The 19,707-nt window shown below is 53.1% G+C and carries 10 protein-coding genes; 6 read left to right on the forward strand and 4 right to left on the reverse strand.

Annotated elements, in window-relative coordinates:
* Positions 1-795: 795 nt before the first annotated feature.
* Together rcsD and rcsB are read left to right on the forward strand one after the other, a co-directional pair.
* Complete coding sequence (gene rcsD, locus AC1MKH_RS16760) at positions 796-3,471, forward strand: phosphotransferase RcsD (RefSeq protein WP_276219787.1); 2,676 nt, start codon at positions 796-798, stop codon at positions 3,469-3,471.
* A gap of 16 nt (positions 3,472-3,487) precedes the next feature.
* Complete coding sequence (rcsB, locus tag AC1MKH_RS16765; protein WP_015963687.1) at positions 3,488-4,138, forward strand: response regulator transcription factor RcsB; 651 nt, start codon at positions 3,488-3,490, stop codon at positions 4,136-4,138.
* 45 nt (positions 4,139-4,183) lie between these two features.
* Here the strand turns inward: rcsB and rcsC are convergent, their stop codons facing one another.
* Positions 4,184-7,033 carry a two-component system sensor histidine kinase RcsC gene (gene rcsC / locus AC1MKH_RS16770; RefSeq protein ID WP_276219786.1) on the reverse strand — a complete coding sequence of 950 codons (2,850 nt, stop codon included), beginning with the start codon at positions 7,031-7,033 and terminating at the stop codon, positions 4,184-4,186.
* Positions 7,034-7,154: 121 nt separating this feature from the next.
* Positions 7,155-9,791, reverse strand: coding sequence for a DNA topoisomerase (ATP-hydrolyzing) subunit A (gene gyrA / locus AC1MKH_RS16775; RefSeq protein WP_327621833.1), 2,637 nt, complete (start codon positions 9,789-9,791; stop codon positions 7,155-7,157).
* A gap of 158 nt (positions 9,792-9,949) precedes the next feature.
* On the opposite strand from gyrA, the gene ubiG reads away from it, so the two are divergent.
* On the forward strand, positions 9,950-10,672 hold the full coding sequence (gene ubiG / locus AC1MKH_RS16780) for a bifunctional 2-polyprenyl-6-hydroxyphenol methylase/3-demethylubiquinol 3-O-methyltransferase UbiG (protein WP_276219784.1): 723 nt from the start codon (positions 9,950-9,952) through the stop codon (positions 10,670-10,672).
* Positions 10,673-10,701: 29 nt separating this feature from the next.
* Here the strand turns inward: ubiG and yfaL are convergent, their stop codons facing one another.
* Positions 10,702-14,496, reverse strand: a complete 3,795-nt coding sequence (gene yfaL, locus AC1MKH_RS16785; RefSeq protein ID WP_276219783.1) for an AIDA-I family autotransporter adhesin YfaL/EhaC — start codon at positions 14,494-14,496, stop codon at positions 10,702-10,704.
* Between the two features lie 689 nt (positions 14,497-15,185).
* Here yfaL and nrdA point away from each other — a divergent pair.
* From nrdA to yfaE, 3 genes are all read left to right on the forward strand, one after another.
* Positions 15,186-17,471, forward strand: coding sequence for a class 1a ribonucleoside-diphosphate reductase subunit alpha (gene nrdA / locus AC1MKH_RS16790; protein WP_276219782.1), 2,286 nt, complete (start codon positions 15,186-15,188; stop codon positions 17,469-17,471).
* A 123-nt stretch (positions 17,472-17,594) separates the two neighbouring features.
* Positions 17,595-18,725, forward strand: coding sequence for a class Ia ribonucleoside-diphosphate reductase subunit beta (gene nrdB, locus AC1MKH_RS16795; RefSeq protein WP_015963681.1), 1,131 nt, complete (start codon positions 17,595-17,597; stop codon positions 18,723-18,725).
* A complete protein-coding gene (gene yfaE / locus AC1MKH_RS16800) occupies positions 18,725-18,979 on the forward strand; it encodes a class I ribonucleotide reductase maintenance protein YfaE (protein ID WP_015963680.1) in 255 nt (84 codons plus the stop codon). Before nrdB ends, yfaE begins: the two co-directional genes overlap by 1 nt.
* Before the next feature lie 27 nt (positions 18,980-19,006).
* Here the strand turns inward: yfaE and inaA are convergent, their stop codons facing one another.
* Complete coding sequence (gene inaA / locus AC1MKH_RS16805) at positions 19,007-19,657, reverse strand: lipopolysaccharide kinase InaA (RefSeq protein WP_276219781.1); 651 nt, start codon at positions 19,655-19,657, stop codon at positions 19,007-19,009.
* Positions 19,658-19,707: the final 50 nt, after the last annotated feature.

Raw genomic sequence — 19,707 nt, forward strand, 5'->3', positions numbered from 1 at the left:
GTTATATGCCTTTTTATATGCCACTGCTTACTGGTCAACCCTCATTAACCAGTCGGCAAACCCATTGTGCTGCAAAATGCAGAATAATCCAACACCAAAATGATACTAAAACCTTAAAGGTGTTTCATTTATCCATATAGGTGTTTCAAAATGTAAATTCTACGGAACTTTTTTTCGCACAAATGGGTAAGAAAAATAGCACGGATAAACAAAGAGTTTTGAAATAGTCTTTCATAATCAATGAATTAAAATTGGTTACAGGTATAGCACTGAATGGTAAAACAAAAGTTTCACCCGCAACTAAAATAGATATCGCTATCATCATTAACTTTATTTATTACCGTCATTCAGTTCTGAATGTCTGTTTACCCCTATTTCCACCGGATGCATCGCATCCGGTTTTTTTTACCTTTCTTTACGTAACTTTAATCCCCACATGCTAACTCTCGTGAATTATAACGTTCATTAATTAATCATCCGCAAAATCCATAACAAATTACTAACATAATTTTCACGTGATAATTTCTTGTTAATTCATGCTGTTTTTACCTAACGCAAACGCGGTTTTACCTCTCCATCGCCTTTTTATTCCTCGCATTTTTCTCCCTTTCAGGAGCTGAAAACCGCTGAAGTATGGCAATTGGCACAGTTCCCTTTATACTGCCTGCTGTACTCTCGCCTGTTACAGAGAATTTGACGTGGGTTCGCCGCGCAAAACAGGTTAAGACGTCCCACGCTCACCTATGTCTGAGCATATTCTCATTCAGATGCCGTTATGATGGGTTACACACGCCAATGAGTCAGTCTGACAAGAAAACGTCCGGTAAATTTTCCCTGCTGCCGGGCAGCATCACCCGCTTCTTCCTGTTAATGATCATCGTATTGCTGGTAACGATGGGTGTGATGATTCAGAGCGCGGTTAACGCGTGGCTGAAGGACAAAAGCTATCAGATAGTCGACATGACCCATGCCGTGCATAAGCGCATTGATACCTGGCGTTATGCGACCTGGCAGATTTACGACAACATTGCCGCCGCCCCCTCTAGCGCCACGTCCAGCGAAGGGTTACAGGAAACGCGTCTTAAACAGGACGTCTATTATCTGGAAAAGCCGCGACGTAAAACCGAGGCGCTGATTTTCGGCTCCCACGACAGTTCGACGCTGGAAATTACTCAGCGCATGTCCACCTATCTCGATACACTGTGGGGCGCGGAAACCATCCCATGGTCGATGTATTACCTGAACGGCCAGGATAACAGCCTGATCCTTATTTCTACGCTGCCGTTAAAAGATCTCTCTTCCGGATTCAAAGAATCTACGGTGGGTAGCATCGTCGATTCGCGCCGCGCCGAGATGCTCCAGCAGGCAAATACGCTGGACGAACGTGAAACCTTCTCTTCCCTGCGCCGTCTGGCGTGGCAAAACGGCCACTACTTCACTTTGCGCACCACCTTTAACCAGCCGGGACATCTTGCGACGGTAGTGGCATTTGACCTGCCGATTAACGATCTTGTGCCACCAGCGATGTCTCTCGACAGTTTCCGCCTCGAACAGGACCCGTCGCAGAACGCCCTGCGAAGCCAGGATAAAGAGCCCAGTGATAGCGTCGCGATTAACTTCAACAGCTCGCGTATTGAGATCTCTTCATCGCTGAATTCGACCGGCATGCGTCTGGTGTGGCAGGTCCCGTTTGGCACGCTGTTGCTGGATACCTTCCAGAACATCATGCTACCGCTGCTGCTGAATATCGGCCTGCTGGCGCTGGCGCTGTTCGGTTACTCCACGTTCCGCCATCAGACGGGCCGCAAAAGCGCAGCTACCGCGCCGGTGTCTGGCGCCAATAACGAACTGCGTTTACTGCGCGCTATCAATGAAGAGATTGTGTCGCTGCTGCCGCTGGGGCTGCTGGTGCACGATCAGGAATCGAACCGTACGTTAATTAGCAATAAAATTGCCGATCATCTGTTGCCGCACCTTAACCTGCAAAATATCACCAGCATGGCGGATCAGCATCAGGGCGTGATTCAGGCCACCATTAATAATGAACTGTACGAAATTCGCCAGTTCCGCAGTCAGGTCTCACCACGGATGCAGATCTTCATTATTCGCGATCAAGACCGCGAAGTGCTGGTGAATAAGAAGCTCAAGCAGGCGCAGCGTCTGTATGAGAAAAATCAGCAGGGCCGCGCGGCCTTTATGCAAAATATCAGCGACACCTTAAAGCAACCGATCAAAACGCTGGCCGCCGAGGCCGCCGCGATAGACACCACTGAAAGCCAGAAGCTGGCGAATAATGCCGACCTGCTGGTCCGTCTGGTTGATGAAATCCAGCTCGCCAATATGCTGGAGAATGACAGCTGGAAAGGCGCATCCACGCTCTTCTCGCTCCAGGATTTGATTGATGAAGTAGTGCCTGAAGTCCTGCCCGCAATCAAACGTAAAGGCCTGCAACTACTAATCAACAATCAGCTTCCGGCCAAAGAGCAGCGTCACGGCGATCGCGATGCCTTGCGCCGTATTCTGTTACTGCTGATTCAGTACGCGGTAACCACGACTCAGATTGGCAAAATCACGCTGGAAGTGAATGCCGATGAGTCTGCGGGCGAGCGCCTGACCTTCCGCATTCTGGATACCGGCAACGGCGTATCACACGGTGAAATTGATAACCTGCATTTCCCGTATCTGAACGACACCCAGTCCGATCGTTACGGTAAAGCTAACGCCCTCACCTTCTGGCTGTGTGACCAACTGGCACGCAAGCTGGGCGGGCATCTGAATATTAAAGCGCGCGAATCGTTGGGTACCCGCTACTCGCTGCACGTAAAAATGGCACCGCGCGAAGAGGACAGCGAGCAGGAAGAGCGCCTGCTGGACGACGTGGTTGCCATGGTGGATATCACCTCAAACGAGATTCGCACCATCGTGACGCGTCAGCTGGAAAGCTGGGGGGCGACCTGCATCACGCCGGACGAAAGGGCGACGAGTCAAGAATTTGATATCTTTTTAACAGATAATCCGTCTAATCTTACTGCTTCGGGCTTGCTTTTAAGCGATGATGAAGCTGGGATACGCAAAATTGGCCCTGGCCAACTGCGTGTTAACTTTAATATCAGTAATGCTATGCAGGACGCTGTCCTTCAGCTTATTGAAGAGCAACTGGCACAGGAAGAGGTAACGGAATCACCTCTTGGCGGCGATGAAAACGCCGAGCTTCAGGCCAGCGGCTATTATGCGCTGTTTGTTGATACGGTACCGGAAGATGTTAGCAGGCTGTATACTGAATGCGACGCGCGTGATTTTGCCGCGTTGGCACAGACAGCCCACCGCCTGAAGGGGGTGTTTGCTATGCTTAACCTGGTTCCTGGCAAGCAGTTGTGTGAAACGCTTGAGCATGTCATTCGTGAGAAAGATGCTCCGGCCATAGAAAAATATGTCAGCGACATTGACGCCTACGTCAAGAGCTTGCTGTAGCAAGGTAGCCTTTATTATGAACAATATGAACGTAATTATTGCCGATGATCATCCGATAGTTCTGTTTGGTATTCGCAAATCACTGGAACAGATCGAATGGGTCAACGTTGTCGGCGAATTTGAAGACTCCACCGCGCTGATTAACAATTTACCGAAACTGGATGCACATGTCCTGATCACCGACCTTTCCATGCCGGGTGACAAATATGGCGATGGGATCACGCTTATCAAATACATTAAGCGTCATTTCCCGGGTATTTCCATTATCGTTCTGACCATGAATAACAACCCGGCTATTCTGAGCGCCGTGCTGGATCTGGATATCGAAGGTATTGTCCTGAAACAGGGTGCGCCGACCGACCTGCCTAAAGCGCTGGCCGCGTTGCAAAAAGGGAAGAAATTCACCCCGGAAAGCGTCTCTCGCCTGCTGGAGAAAATCAGCGCGGGCGGTTATGGCGACAAACGTTTGTCACCAAAAGAGAGCGAAGTGTTGCGCCTGTTTGCAGAAGGCTTCCTGGTGACCGAGATTGCCAAGAAACTGAATCGCAGTATCAAGACCATCAGTAGCCAGAAGAAATCAGCGATGATGAAACTGGGTGTGGAAAACGATATTGCTCTGCTGAACTATCTCTCCTCTGTCACGCTTTCCCCGACAGATAAAGAGTAATGCTCTAAGAATGAATCCCCCGGCCAGCCGGGGGATTTTTTTATCTTATGATTCCCGCGTTTTTCTCACCCGCGCCGCATAGACCGCCAGTGTTTGCTTCAGCACATCCAGCGTCACCGGTTTTGACAGGCAGCTATCCATCCCTGACTCCAGGCAGCGCTGTTTCTCTTCCGCCAGTGCGTTGGCGGTAACGCCGACAACCGGCAGCGTCAGGCCAAGCTGACGGATACGCTGCGTTAAACGATAGCCATCCATGTTCGGCATGTTCACGTCGCTGAGCACAATATCAATATGATTTTTGCTCAGCACATTGAGCGCATCGACACCGTCATTCGCCGTCATACACTGATAACCCAGCGTACCCAGTTGATCCGCCAGCAGGCGACGGTTGATCGGGTGATCGTCCACCACGAGGATCATCATATCGTCGTTGCTATCCACAGCCACTTCGTGCGCCGATGACGACTCCGCGTGATCCGCATTGCCCACTTTAATCCGGTAAATACGCCCCAGCAGGGTCATTAACTCGTGCGGGGAAACAATACTGTGCACCCATTCGCCCGGCGCTCGTTCGAGAGGAATGCCGATATGGCGACGACAGAAGATCACCGCCGCCCTGCCCGCCCACGGTTTCTCCAGATCATCGTCCGTGATCAGCAAATCATCCTGTGCCGGTTCTTCACCTTCGTAGCGCTGCACGTCCACGCCGTGCCATGTCAGCAACGTTTCAATAAACTGATACAGAGATTCGTTGCGAATCGCCAGCCAGCAGCGTTTTTGCGCCAGCGCGTCAATCACCAGCGGCGCGGCATTCTGCGCGCCGTACAGCGGAATACGCACCGTAAACTGACTGCCCATGCCCGGTTCTGTATCGACGGCAATATCACCGTCCATCATGTTGATGAGCTTCTCACAAATCGCCAGCCCCAGCCCGGTGCCCTGGAAGTTGCGCTGCACGCCGGTTCCGACCTGGAAGAACGGGTCAAACAGGCGTACCACCTCTTTCGCCGGAATACCCACGCCGGTATCACGGATGCTGATACTCAGGTAATCACCTTCACGTTTAAGATGCAAAATGATGCAGCCAATATCGGTAAACTTGATGGCATTACTCAGGATATTGGAGATAACCTGCTGCAAACGCATCGGGTCGCCAAGCATCTGCGGCGGCACATTGGGCTCGATAAAGCAGTACATTCCGACCCGTTTACGCACCACCAGCGGCAGGTAGTTGGCGGTAATGTGGTTCATCACCTCTTTCGGCGAGAACTCGCGCGGCTCGATTTTTAGCTGTTCAGATTCAATTTTCGAGAAATCGAGAATGTCGCTGATGATCTTCAGCAACAGGCTCGAGGAGTTGTTCATCGCCGTCACCAGACGCCCGACGCCTTTCGGTAACTCTTTGGTTTGCAACAAATCAAGGTTACCGATGATGCCATACAGCGGCGTACGCAGTTCGTGACTGACGGTGGCAAGGAACATCGATTTCGACTGGCTGGCCTGCTCCGCCGCCTGCGCCATCTCCTGCAACGACTCTTCCATTTTGACGCGCGAGCTGACGTCTACCAACACACAAATTGCCACGTTTTCATTGCGATAGCGCGAATGCACAAAGCTGATTTGCAGGTTGGTATTGTTACTGGTTAGCACATCGACAAAGTTAACCTGCTGGCCGCAGATAATCTGCGTTAAGCGCTGCCGGTCTTCGTGCGTCAGCATATTCAGGTAGTTATGCGCCAGTTCGTTACTCAGAATATTGGTGCCGTCCTGGGTGCGCAGAATACAGATCCCGACCGGCGCCGAGGCAACGATTTTACGGTTGAACTGCTCATGCTCTTCCAGACGTTGGGCATCTGACTCGGCAGGAATAAATATCCGCCGCTCGTACATTCTCGCCATGGTGAACAGCGCTATCCCGGTCAGGATATTAAGCAGCACGGCGTTGAGGATCAGCATGCGGATGCGCTCAAGCACCAAATCCACCGGTACGGAGTAGACAATGCTCAGCGACGACGGCGGCAGATTCTTTTTCAGCACCAGTTCGCGGAAGCCACTGCTGTAGCCAAACCACGCACGCTCCTGCATCCAGCGCTGATCGATGCGCAGCTTGCTGTCCGGCCCGGTGAGGGAGATCAGCGAATCGCCGTTTTCATCAAGAATGGTGACACCAATCGGTAAACTCCCCGGCGTGAAGAAGTTTTCCATACGGATGGTTTGTTCAACGCCCAGCAACGCCTGCAAACGGTTTGCCAGATACACGGGCGTTAAGGCATAGAAATAGCCGACACCCGGTCGCGGCCCCTGGCTTATCCAGAACAGATTACTGCCGCTCTCATCCTGCGGCGCACTGCGGTACTTCACAATGCGGTCATGCAGGGTTTTCAGCGCCTGGTTACGTTCAATCGGCATATCCCGCAGGCCAAAGTTCGCCATGCACAGGTTTTCACTGCCAATTAAAAACACACGGTTGAGATCGTAGGCGGCGGAGAAATTGTCGCGCCAGTAACGCAGGAACCAGGAAAGCGACTCCAGCGAGCCGCGCCACGCATCGTCCAGCGCGGAACAATCTGAATCGGCAAACAGAGGCTCGAAGTCCGGGACTTCAGTATTATCTTTTATCGACGCGGGAGGCAGCACGCCGTTGGTTGCCGTAAGACGGTTTTCGGCAATGTACTTCAGTTCTTTGATGACATCCGACGTACGCTGGATATAGCGCTGCGCCTGATCGGAACTCAGGTTAAATTCCTGACGTATCTCTGACTCTTTCTGATGCAAGGCATTCACGATATAGAAAACCGATGCGAGGGCAATCAGCAACCAGAGTAGCAGCGCCAGCGCCCGGAACAGGTAGCGTGAGACTTTAAGCGTCGTACGAAAGGAGACAAGATATTTCAAAGGGGCGAAACTCCGCCATCAAAGGCTAACAGGATGTGGTTAAGGTAACGGTAAAACCCATTTGCCGCAACGCAGAAAAAAGGCCGGTTTATAACCGGCCTTTATTGTTGCGTCTCACGATTTACTCGTCAGCGTCGTCCGCTACGTCGTCATCGGTGTCCGTTTCCGGTGCGATTTCATCGTCACCTTCTGCGGCGCTGCCGTCGATGGCGTCGAGTTCTTCGTCATCAACCGGTTCAGCCACACGTTGCAGACCCACTACGTTTTCATCTTCCGCAGTACGGATGAGGATAACGCCCTGGGTGTTACGACCGACAATGCTCACTTCGGAAACACGCGTACGCACCAGCGTACCGGCATCAGTGATCATCATGATCTGATCGCAATCGTCAACCTGCACCGCGCCCACAACGGAACCATTACGCTCGGTCACTTTGATCGAGATAACGCCCTGTGTCGCACGTGACTTGGTCGGATACTCTTCCGCCGCAGAACGTTTACCGTAACCGTTCTGGGTGACGGTCAGGATTGCGCCTTCGCCACGCGGAATGATCAGAGAAACGACCTTGTCCTCACCTGCCAGTTTAATGCCGCGTACACCGGTCGCCGTACGACCCATGGCGCGGACGGCGTCTTCTTTGAAGCGCACCACTTTACCGGCAGCAGAGAACAGCATGACTTCATCAGAACCGGACGTCAGGTCAACGCCAATCAGTTCGTCGCCTTCGTTCAGGTTCACGGCGATGATACCGGCAGAACGCGGACGGCTGAACTCGGTCAGCGCCGTTTTCTTCACGGTACCGCTGGCGGTCGCCATAAAGACGTTCACGCCCTCTTCGTACTCGCGTACCGGCAGAATAGCGGTGATACGTTCGTCGGCTTCCAGCGGCAGCAGGTTGACGATCGGACGGCCACGCGCGCCTCGGCTGGCTTCCGGCAACTGATAAACCTTCATCCAGTACAAACGACCACGGCTGGAGAAGCAGAGGATCGTGTCATGGGTGTTGGCCACCAGCAGGCGGTCGATAAAGTCTTCTTCTTTAATACGTGCTGCTGATTTGCCTTTACCGCCACGACGCTGTGCTTCGTAATCGGTAAGCGGCTGATATTTCACGTAGCCCTGATGAGACAGAGTCACAACAACATCTTCCTGGCTGATCAGGTCTTCGATGTTGATGTCAGCGGTGTTCGCGGTGATTTCAGTACGACGGTTATCGCCAAACTGTTCACGCACCAGCTCCAGCTCTTCGCGGATCACTTCCATCAGACGATCGGCGCTGCCCAGAATGTGCAGCAGTTCGGCGATCTGTTCCAGCAGCTCTTTGTATTCGTCGAGCAGTTTTTCATGCTCCAGGCCGGTCAGTTTCTGCAGACGCAGATCCAGAATGGCCTGTGCCTGCTGTTCGGTCAGGTAATATTTACCGTCACGTACGCCGAATTCCGGCTCCAGCCACTCAGGACGCGCCGCGTCATCACCCGCACGTTCCAGCATCGCGGCAACGTTGCCCAGATCCCACGGCTGTGCGACCAGGCCTGCTTTTGCTTCAGCAGGCGTCGGCGCACGACGGATCAGTTCAATGATCGGGTCGATGTTCGCCAGCGCAACAGCCAGCGCTTCAAGGATGTGCGCACGGTCGCGCGCTTTACGCAGTTCGAAAATGGTACGACGCGTCACCACTTCACGACGGTGACGTACGAACGCGGAAAGAATATCTTTCAGGTTCATGATCTTCGGCTGACCATGGTGCAGTGCCACCATGTTGATACCGAAGGAAACCTGTAGCTGAGTCTGGGAGTAGAGGTTGTTAAGAACCACTTCGCCCACCGCATCGCGTTTCACTTCAATCACGATGCGCATACCGTCTTTATCAGACTCGTCACGCAGCGCGCTGATGCCTTCCACGCGTTTGTCTTTTACCAGCTCGGCGATTTTCTCGATCAGGCGTGCTTTGTTCACCTGATACGGAATTTCGTGCACGATGATGGTTTCGCGGTTGGTTTTCGCGTCAGTTTCCACTTCCGCGCGGGCGCGAATGTAAATTTTGCCACGACCGGTACGGTAGGCTTCTTCAATACCGCGACGACCATTGATGATGGCCGCTGTAGGGAAGTCCGGACCCGGAATGTGCTCCATCAGACCTTCGATGGTGATGTCTTCATCATCGATATAGGCCAGACAGCCGTTGATCACTTCCGTGAGGTTGTGTGGCGGAATGTTCGTCGCCATACCTACTGCGATACCGGAAGAACCGTTCACCAGCAGGTTAGGAATTTTAGTTGGCATGACGTCCGGAATTTTTTCCGTGCCGTCATAGTTATCCACGAAGTCTACCGTCTCTTTTTCGAGATCGGCCATCAGCTCATGGGCAATTTTCGCCAGACGGATTTCCGTATAACGCATTGCCGCCGCGGAGTCGCCGTCGATAGAACCGAAGTTACCCTGGCCGTCAACCAGCATGTAACGCAGTGAAAACGGCTGCGCCATACGGACGATGGTGTCATACACCGCGGAATCACCATGGGGATGGTATTTACCGATTACGTCACCAACGACACGGGCAGATTTTTTGTAGGCTTTGTTCCAGTCATTGCCCAATACGTTCATGGCGTAAAGTACGCGACGGTGTACCGGCTTCAGGCCATCTCGGACATCCGGCAGCGCACGGCCAACAATGACCGACATCGCGTAATCCAGATAGGAGCTCTTCAGCTCTTCCTCAATGTTGACCGGTGTAATTTCTCTCGCAAGGTCGCTCATCTAACCGCTATCCCTCTACTGTATCCCGGATTCAAAGGTCGCAAATTATAACACAACCGCGTAAAGACAGGTAAACCTATAGCGTTCTGCCAGAGCTTTATTCGCGTCGTTGTGCTGATATACTCGCGGTAATAATGAAATAAGGACCAGGAGTGCCCATGAATGCCGAAAAAAACACGTTAGCGCCCAACGTTGACCACGACGAAATCGCCAAATTTGAAGCCGTGGCTTCGCGCTGGTGGGATCTGGAAGGCGAGTTTAAACCGCTGCATCGGATCAACCCGCTGCGTCTGGGCTATATCGCCGAACGCGCTGACGGCCTTTTCGGCAAGAAAGTGCTGGATGTCGGCTGCGGCGGCGGCATCCTTGCCGAGAGCATGGCGCGCGAAGGCGCACAAGTCACCGGCCTGGATATGGGCTTCGAACCGTTACAGGTCGCGCGTTTGCACTCGCTGGAGTCTGGCATTCACGTCGATTACGTGCAGGAAACCGTGGAAGAACACGCGGCAAAACATGCGCAGCAATACGATGTTGTCACCTGCATGGAGATGCTGGAGCACGTGCCGGACCCGCAATCCGTCGTAAAAGCCTGCGCGCAACTGGTGAAACCGGGCGGTCATGTTTTCTTCTCCACCTTGAACCGCAACGGCAAATCCTGGCTGATGGCGGTGATCGGCGCGGAATACATCCTGAAGATGGTACCGAAAGGCACGCACGATATTAAGAAGTTTATCAAGCCCGCCGAACTGCTGAGCTGGGTCGATGAAACCGACCTGCGCGAACAGCATATGATCGGCCTGCACTACAACCCGCTGACCAACACCTTTAAGCTGGCCCCGGGCGTCGATGTGAATTACATGGTGCATACCAAAAATAAATAGTTGTCTGCCCGCGCCTGCGCGCGGGCCTTTTACCACTTCGCCGTAAACGAAAGATACCCCGCCGTCTGTGAGAAATCCTGCGTTCCCTTTTGCCACGCCACATTGGCGCGTAGCGACATGCGCGGGCTGAGCGCCGCCTGAATCCCCATTTTGACTTCACCGCGCGTATCGCCTGCCTCATCGGTTATCGTACTGCCATCTTCATCCAGCGTGGCCGCGTGCGGCTCGCGGAGATAATTGACATCAAGCGTCGGGATTATGTGCAGTGCGTTCGTCGAAGGAACACGCCATTCGCTGTGCAGACCCAGCCGCATTTGCACATCATCGCCCTGCGCCTGCGTAACCCGAGAGTGGTTGCTGGCGGTGAAATCCGCCTGCTTCACCCCCTGATAAATCACCTGCGCCTGCGGCTCAAGCAGAAAACCGTTGCCCAGCGGCCATTGATAGCCGCCTTCCAGCGAGGCCAGTACGCCGTTGCTGTGGTAGCGATCTTCCCCGGCCTGTGATTCAGACACCTGGTTATCAAACCACGCGTACTGCAACCAGCTGTCGAGCCACACGCCCTGCCGGTTAAAACCATGCTGCAACCAGGTTGCGGTGATGCCCAGGCCATAACCGTGGTTGCTGTTATCGGCGTGGGTTTGGGTGACCGTTGAGCGGCTTTCGCCCTGGTTATCGCTATAACCGCCGACCACGCCCAGCATCCACCGGCCATCTTCCCCCGTGAGCCGCGTTAAGATATTGCCGCTGAGCTGTACCGTAGAAAAATCCTCATGCTGCGCCAGCTGGTCGGCGAGCGTGCTGTCACGGCGACCTCCGACTACCCGCACATGCAGCGGTTGCCCATCCGCGCCCGCATGGTCGCGACGCTCCATCACAAACGCCTGATTTGCCGCGCGCAGGTTGTTCATATACCCCCCCGTTTTGGCATTGAGCACGGGTTCAAATGCGGGTGTTGGATCCGGCGTTGGGTCTGGATCCGGATCGGGAGGAGAAGGTGGTGCCGGGGGCGACGGCGGTGCGGGAGGATCTGGCGGCGTGGGCGGCGCAGGTGGTTCTGGTGGCGCGGGCGGGGCAATCTGCTGGGAGCGCAGATACCAGTCATTGTTATCTTCCACAAGGCTATAGTCGTACGCGCCCATATTGATATAGCCATTGCCCGCCAGGCTAAACTGCGCCGCATTCTGATAACTGCCAGAATCGGCCGTAAAATCGACCACTTTAATTCCTGTCGCCGTCGGCTGCCCTATGCCGGAAACCGGATCAATCACCACCGTCGTAGTGCCGGAGGTGTTACCGTTAAGCACCAGCATATCGCTGGCTGAATCATCACCATCCAGTTCGCTGTCCATCTCCAGCGTGCCGCCGCCGATATAATCACCGTTGACCGTCAGCGTATCGCCCGCCGTACCGTTCGCCATGCTGATGGTTCCCGTGGTATTGGTCAGATTGCCGTTCACCGTCACACCGGCCAGATTGGTGACGCTGTCGGTCTGGAGATTCGTGTCTAACGTACCGCTCAGCGTTACGCCGTCAGTGGCATTCACCAGCGTCCCCGTGCCGCTAAATATCGAGGCATCTAACGCGCTGGCGGTATCCTGATCGTTAAGGCGAAGCACGGTACCGTCGGTAATGTCGATGGTTCCGGCGGAAGTCGTGTCAATAGATTGCACATTCTGATCCATCCCGGTTTCAAAGGTCGCGCCCTCGCCGACCCACAGCGATGACGCATAGGGAATGATGTCTACCGCATCGCCTTTCAGTGTTCCGTCTTCCACCCGCACCGCCGACGTCGCCGTGCCGCTGGCGGTCAGTTCGAGTGTCCCAGTGCCGGTTTTGGTGAACGTGCTGGTGCTATCCTGCTGTGCGCCCGTACTGTCGGCCATCAGCCCGCCCCACTGGGTATCCACGCCGTCTTCCACGCGAACTTCTCCATCGGCGCGCATTTCGATATTGCGCGCATGACCCGCGGTTGCTGAGCGGGTATCGACATCGGCGGTCACATCCATTTCGCTGTGCTGCTGAGGGTTGGTAAAAATCAGTGAGCGGTTGTAATCGGTATTGCCCAGTTGTGTGTTATCGCTGACCTCAAGAATGCCCGAGGCAATTTGCGTATCACCCAAATAGGTATTGTCGTTCGCCAGGCTCACGCGCTGGTCGCTGGCATTAATCACCACGTAAACACTGTCGCCAGCAATTTGCGTGTTCTCACCGCCGCTGATATCCACCACATCGTTTTGACCGATCACCGTACCGCCGCTGCCGCTGATTGCCAGGCCATCATTGGCGGTATTTTCGCCGTCATAGGTAGCGTAATCAGAGAGATCCAGCACGCCGCCGTTTAAGACAATCGACTGAGGATCAGCCTGCATGGCCTGCAAATCGTTTTGATCGCCCACCAGAGAAAGCACGCCGTTATCTTCCACCACTACATCGCCGGTTAAGGCCATTGCCGCTGCGCCTGCCAGGGTATAGCTACCGTTTTGCGCGACGGTTAACTGCCCCGCACCTTCGATTGTGCCGCGGAATACGCCGCTGTTGACGGTGACATTTCCGCCCTCATCAATATGCAGCACGCCATTTTCAAACCCGGTCAGCGAGTGGACAAACGTCTGCTGCGTATTCCCCACATTCAATTCGGCCTGATTGTCGGCGTTAAGCGGAGTGCCTATTTGCAGCCCATAGCAATTCTGCGGATCGCTTTGACAATGGGTATCTCCGACATTCATGAGTGAATTATCGCGCCCTAACGTGACTTCCCCATTCTGGATAGTCATTTCACCGGTAAAATCGTTATTATCGGCATTGAGCACCAGTTCACCCGCACCGGTTTTGGTAATAAGCCCGGTGCCCGCAATCGAATCTATCGCACCGTCATTGGCGACGTCGCCAATCACCATGGTTTTATTAGCTGCAATATCAAAATCCACGCTGCTGTTGCCAACATACAGGAAACCGCCCGCTGCCATTGAGGCGCTGCCGCTATATCCCTGTGCACTATTATTGTCATTTATCAGTACGCCCCCATTTTGCTGGTAACTTTCATCCAGTGAGATATCAATAATGTAGGGGTCACTCCCACTGTTGGTATAAATTGCACCGCCTTCCCCTTCAGCAATATTATTAGTAAAGCGGGTATTATTAATGACAGTTACACCAGAAAGATGCGATTTATCACTTTCATTATCCGTAACGTCCAGCGCACCACCATCGCCATCACTATAAGTGGTTGATGTATAGGCCTGATTATTATCAAATACATCATCGCTAAAATAGTTGCTGTTATTAATAGAATAAATTGCCCCACCTTTGCCATCGTTGGCAATATTCCCGGTGAAGAGCGTATTTGTGGCAATCAGATCCGCATCGCCGCTATCGTTCGTGCCCCCGGAATAGATAGCCCCGCCATAACCGCCCGCAATATTATTACTGAAGATCACATGGTCAAGGTCAATCGTCGCGTTTTCTTTAGCGAAAATCGCCCCACCATTATTATATTCTCCGCTCACATGGTTGTTGGCAAAGAGTGTCATTCCATTATTATTTTTCGGTGAGGCGCTGAAGCTCGCCCCTCCGGCAAGAAAAACCGCCCCGCCGCTGGTATTTTCATTCGCATTCTGGAAGATGAGCCATTGGTCATCGGCTACGAGCCAGTTCGCACTGCCTCCCGAGAGGCTCTGGCGGCTGGCCTGACAACTGGTGATGACCTGGTCTCCCTGGCATGTCTGCACCGCCTGCGCCTGTATCGCTGGCCAGGCCAGCACAGGGGGCAGTATCAGCAGGTATCCTTTCCTTCTAAAAACTCGCTGTTTTTTATTTCGCATAATCCAAAACCGATGGGTCAATACAGAAAATCATTTAAAATCTAACTCGGAAATAAGCGAAACACAGATTTGTAAAAATAATAACGACTACAATAAGAATTACCGCACAACATTTAATTCTATTAAAAAAGAAATTAAGCAAATCTACACCGGAGAACGCAAAAGTCGAAAATAATATATGCAATTTTAATGTGCAGATTTCTTTTGCTCCGACAGTCAAACAAAATAAACATCTTGTTAACATTTGCTGTTTAAGTAAACGGCTGATGAAAAATAACACACGCTTACATACGTTCATATTATGAACAACGGTAATGAGCATCACTTTTTCGCATCGAAAACAGGTTAAAAATCAATTTTAGTGATGCATAATGAACAGGCATTAAATCGACTGGATCAATAAGCTGTGTTATTCAGGCGTTCAAGAAATCATCGAACAGATATTTTTAACAAATTTTTCTCTTCCCATTGACTTTCCTGAACACCTTGTGTGACCTAAGTTGCGCCGGAGCCCGTTTTCTCCCCCTGACTTATCCACAATGTTATGCACTTGCAAGACACCCATTTTCACACTATCTTGCAGTAAATCGTAAACACACCCCCTATATATAGTGTTCGCCGTGACGTACCTCACTACAGGTTGTTCAGGCGGAACTATTGCGGAGATAACTCAAACAGGTACTACATACATGAATCAGAGTCTGCTGGTGACTAAGCGTGATGGCCGTACTGAGCGCATCAACCTGGACAAGCTCCATCGCGTGCTCGACTGGGCGGCTGAAGGTCTGGAAAACGTCTCTATCTCTCAGGTTGAACTGCGTTCTCACATCCAGTTCTATGACGGGATCAAAACTTCCGATATCCATGAAACCATCATCAAAGCCGCAGCCGACCTGATCTCCCGCGACGCCCCGGATTACCAGTACCTGGCCGCGCGCCTGGCGATTTTCCACCTGCGTAAAAAAGCCTACGGCCAGTTTGAGCCGCCGAAGCTGTTCGACCACGTACTGAAAATGGTTGAGCTGGGTAAATACGACAATCATCTGCTGGAAGACTATACGGAAGAAGAGTTCAAGCAGATGGACTCGTTCATTGTTCACGACCGTGACATGACCTTCTCTTACGCTGCCGTCAAACAGCTGGAAGGCAAATACCTGGTACAGAACCGCGTCACCGGCGAAATCTACGAGAGCGCGCAGTTCCTTTATATTCTGGTTGCCGCGTGCCTGTTCTCGAACTACCCGCGCGACACCCGCTTGAGCTACGTGAAACGCTTCTATGATGCGGTCTCCACGTTCAAAATCTCGCTGCCGACGCCGATTATGTCCGGCGTGCGTACCCCGACTCGCCAGTTCAGCTCCTGCGTGCTGATCGAGTGCGGCGACAGCCTGGATTCCATCAACGCCACCTCCAGCGCGATTGTGAAATACGTTTCCCAGCGTGCCGGTATCGGTATCAACGCCGGTCGTATCCGTGCGCTGGGTAGCCCGATTCGTGGCGGCGAGGCCTTCCACACTGGCTGTATCCCGTTCTACAAACACTTCCAGACGGCAGTAAAATCCTGCTCTCAGGGCGGCGTGCGCGGCGGTGCGGCAACGCTGTTCTACCCGATGTGGCATCTGGAAGTGGAAAGCCTGCTGGTACTGAAAAACAACCGTGGCGTCGAAGGCAACCGCGTTCGTCACATGGACTACGGCGTACAGATCAACAAACTGATGTACACCCGTCTGCTGAAAGGCGGCGACATCACGCTGTTCAGCCCGTCCGACGTCCCTGGCCTGTATGATGCGTTCTTCGCCGATCAGGACGAGTTCGAGCGCCTGTACGTGCAGTATGAAAACGACGACAGCATCCGCAAACAGCGCGTGAAAGCGGTTGAACTGTTCTCGCTGATGATGCAGGAACGTGCTTCTACCGGCCGTATCTATATTCAGAACGTTGACCACTGCAACACCCACAGCCCGTTTGACCCGGCGATTGCGCCAGTGCGCCAGTCTAACCTGTGCCTGGAAATCGCGCTGCCGACCAAACCGCTGAACGACGTTAACGACGAAAACGGTGAAATCGCCCTGTGTACGCTCTCTGCGTTCAACCTGGGTGCGATTAAAGATCTCAGCGAGCTGGAAGAACTGGCTGTGCTGGCAGTGCGTGCGCTGGATGCGCTGCTCGATTATCAGGATTACCCGATTCTGGCGGCCAAACGCGGCGCGATGGGCCGTCGTACGCTGGGTATTGGCGTCATCAACTTTGCGTACTGGCTGGCGAAGAACGGTAAACGTTACTCCGACGGCAGCGCCAACAATCTGACGCACGAAACCTTCGAAGCGATTCAGTACTACCTGCTGAAAGCCTCTAACGAGCTGGCTATCGAACAGGGCGCGTGCCCGTGGTTCAACGAAACCACCTACGCCAAAGGTATTCTGCCGATCGATACCTATAAGAAAGATCTGGATGCGATCGCCAACGAGCCGCTGCATCTGGACTGGGAAGCGCTTCGCGAGTCTATTAAGGCCCACGGCCTGCGTAACTCCACGCTCTCTGCCCTGATGCCATCCGAGACATCGTCGCAGATTTCCAACGCCACCAACGGCATTGAACCGCCGCGCGGCTACGTCAGCATCAAAGCGTCGAAAGACGGTATCCTGCGTCAGGTTGTGCCGGACTACGAACACCTGCACGACGCATATGAACTGCTGTGGGATATGCCGAACAACGACGGCTACCTGCAACTGGTGGGCATCATGCAGAAATTTATCGATCAATCGATTTCTGCTAACACCAACTATGACCCGTCACGCTTCCCCTCAGGGAAAGTGCCGATGCAACAGTTGCTGAAAGACCTGCTCACCGCCTATAAATTTGGCGTGAAAACCCTGTACTATCAGAACACCCGCGACGGGGCTGAAGATGCACAGGATGACCTGGTGCCGTCTATTCAGGACGATGGCTGCGAAAGCGGCGCGTGTAAGATCTGATAATTATATTCCCCTCACCCCGGCCCTCTCCCTGAGGGAGAGGGTGAAAAACGCACCGAGCCATTCCCTCTCCCTCCGGGAGAGGGTTAGGGTGAGGGGGCATTAAAACCACAGGACACATTCATGGCATATACCACCTTTTCACAGACGAAAAATGACCAGCTCAAAGAGCCGATGTTCTTCGGCCAACCGGTCAACGTGGCCCGCTACGATCAGCAAAAATACGACATCTTTGAAAAGCTGATTGAAAAGCAGCTCTCCTTCTTCTGGCGTCCGGAAGAGGTTGACGTCTCCCGCGACCGCATCGATTATCAGGCGCTGCCGGAGCACGAAAAACATATTTTCATCAGCAACCTGAAATATCAGACCCTGCTCGACTCCATTCAGGGCCGTAGCCCGAACGTCGCGCTGCTGCCGCTGATTTCTATTCCGGAGCTGGAAACCTGGGTAGAAACCTGGGCGTTTTCTGAAACCATCCACTCCCGCTCTTACACCCATATCATCCGCAATATCGTCAACGACCCGGCGATTGTGTTTGATGACATTGTGACTAACGAGCAGATTCAGAAACGCGCGGAAGGCATCTCCAGCTACTACGACGAACTGATCGAGATGACCAGCTACTGGCATCTGCTGGGCGAAGGCACGCATTCCGTGAACGGTAAAACCGTCACCGTCAGCCTGCGCGAACTGAAGAAAAAACTCTACCTGTGCCTGATGAGCGTTAACGCGCTGGAAGCGATTCGCTTCTACGTCAGCTTCGCCTGCTCCTTCGCCTTTGCGGAACGTGAACTGATGGAAGGCAACGCCAAAATCATTCGCCTGATCGCCCGCGATGAAGCGCTGCACCTGACCGGCACTCAGCATATGCTGAATCTGCTGCGCAGCGGCGTCGATGATCCGGAAATGGCTGAAATCGCCGAAGAGTGCAAACAGGAGTGTTATGACCTGTTCGTGCAGGCAGCCCTTCAGGAGAAAGAGTGGGCAGATTATCTGTTCCGCGACGGTTCGATGATCGGCCTGAACAAAGATATTCTCTGCCAGTACGTGGAATACATCACCAACATCCGCATGCAGGCGGTAGGTCTTGATCTACCTTTCCAGACGCGCTCTAACCCGATCCCGTGGATCAACACCTGGCTGGTGTCCGATAACGTACAGGTTGCACCGCAGGAAGTGGAAGTCAGTTCTTATCTGGTCGGCCAGATAGACTCTGAAGTCAATACTGACGACCTGAGTGATTTCCAGCTCTGATGAGCCGCGTTATCCTTCGCATCTCTGGCACACAACTGCTGTGCCAGGATGAACACCCTTCCCTGCTGGCCGCGCTGGAATCCCACAATGTTGAGGTTGAGTATCAGTGCCGTGAAGGCTACTGCGGCTCATGCCGCACGCGTCTGGTTGCAGGCCAGGTTGACTGGCTGACGGAACCGCTGGCGTTCATCCAGCCCGGCGAGATTTTGCCCTGCTGTTGCCGGGCGAAGGGTGATATTGAGATAGAAATGTAAATGGCCGCCCCTTGGGCGGCCATTTCATTACAGCGCGTAATAGTACGCTTTCACCTTCTCCCAGTCCGCTTTCGGAATCGGATCAAGGTATTTCTCCAGCTGTGCGAAATCATGACGAATCGCTTTTTCGCGGCTCAGGCGACGACGGCTTTTCTCCAGATCGAGGAAGCCCGCTTCCACCGTCCCTTCGGTTTTCACATAGATATGACGCACATAGCAGCAACCGTGTTGACGATTCACGCTGTGCATCTTTTTGAAGGCCACGGCAACGGCTTTCAGCATGGCTTCACGCACATCGTCCGGGAATGGCGTGACCGCATGCTGGTGATACCAGTCACCGATGCAGATAAAACCTTTCATATCTTCAGTTACCAGCAGCGCGCGCCACTCGCCCTCAATCTTCATCGCTTTGCCGTAAACGATCTTCGGCACGATAACGCCCGCTTTTTCCAGATCTTTAATCACTGCGATTTCACGCACAATGGTCGGGCGACCAAACGGATAACGCACCGAGCGGAACAGGTGCTGCGTCATACGCTTCACGTACAGTTTTTTACCATCACGCTCTACACACTGGACGCCACTCATTCCGTTTCGGCGGTAGTTCGGCTCTTCAACCCAGTCGCCTTCTGTTGCCCACCACTGATTAAATTCATCCAGCCCAGTTGATACTGCCATGACTTGCCTCGCCCGTTAACGCTTAAGAATATGCAAAGGAATAATCATAT

The organism is Pseudocitrobacter sp. CD920760 (assembly GCF_057782505.1).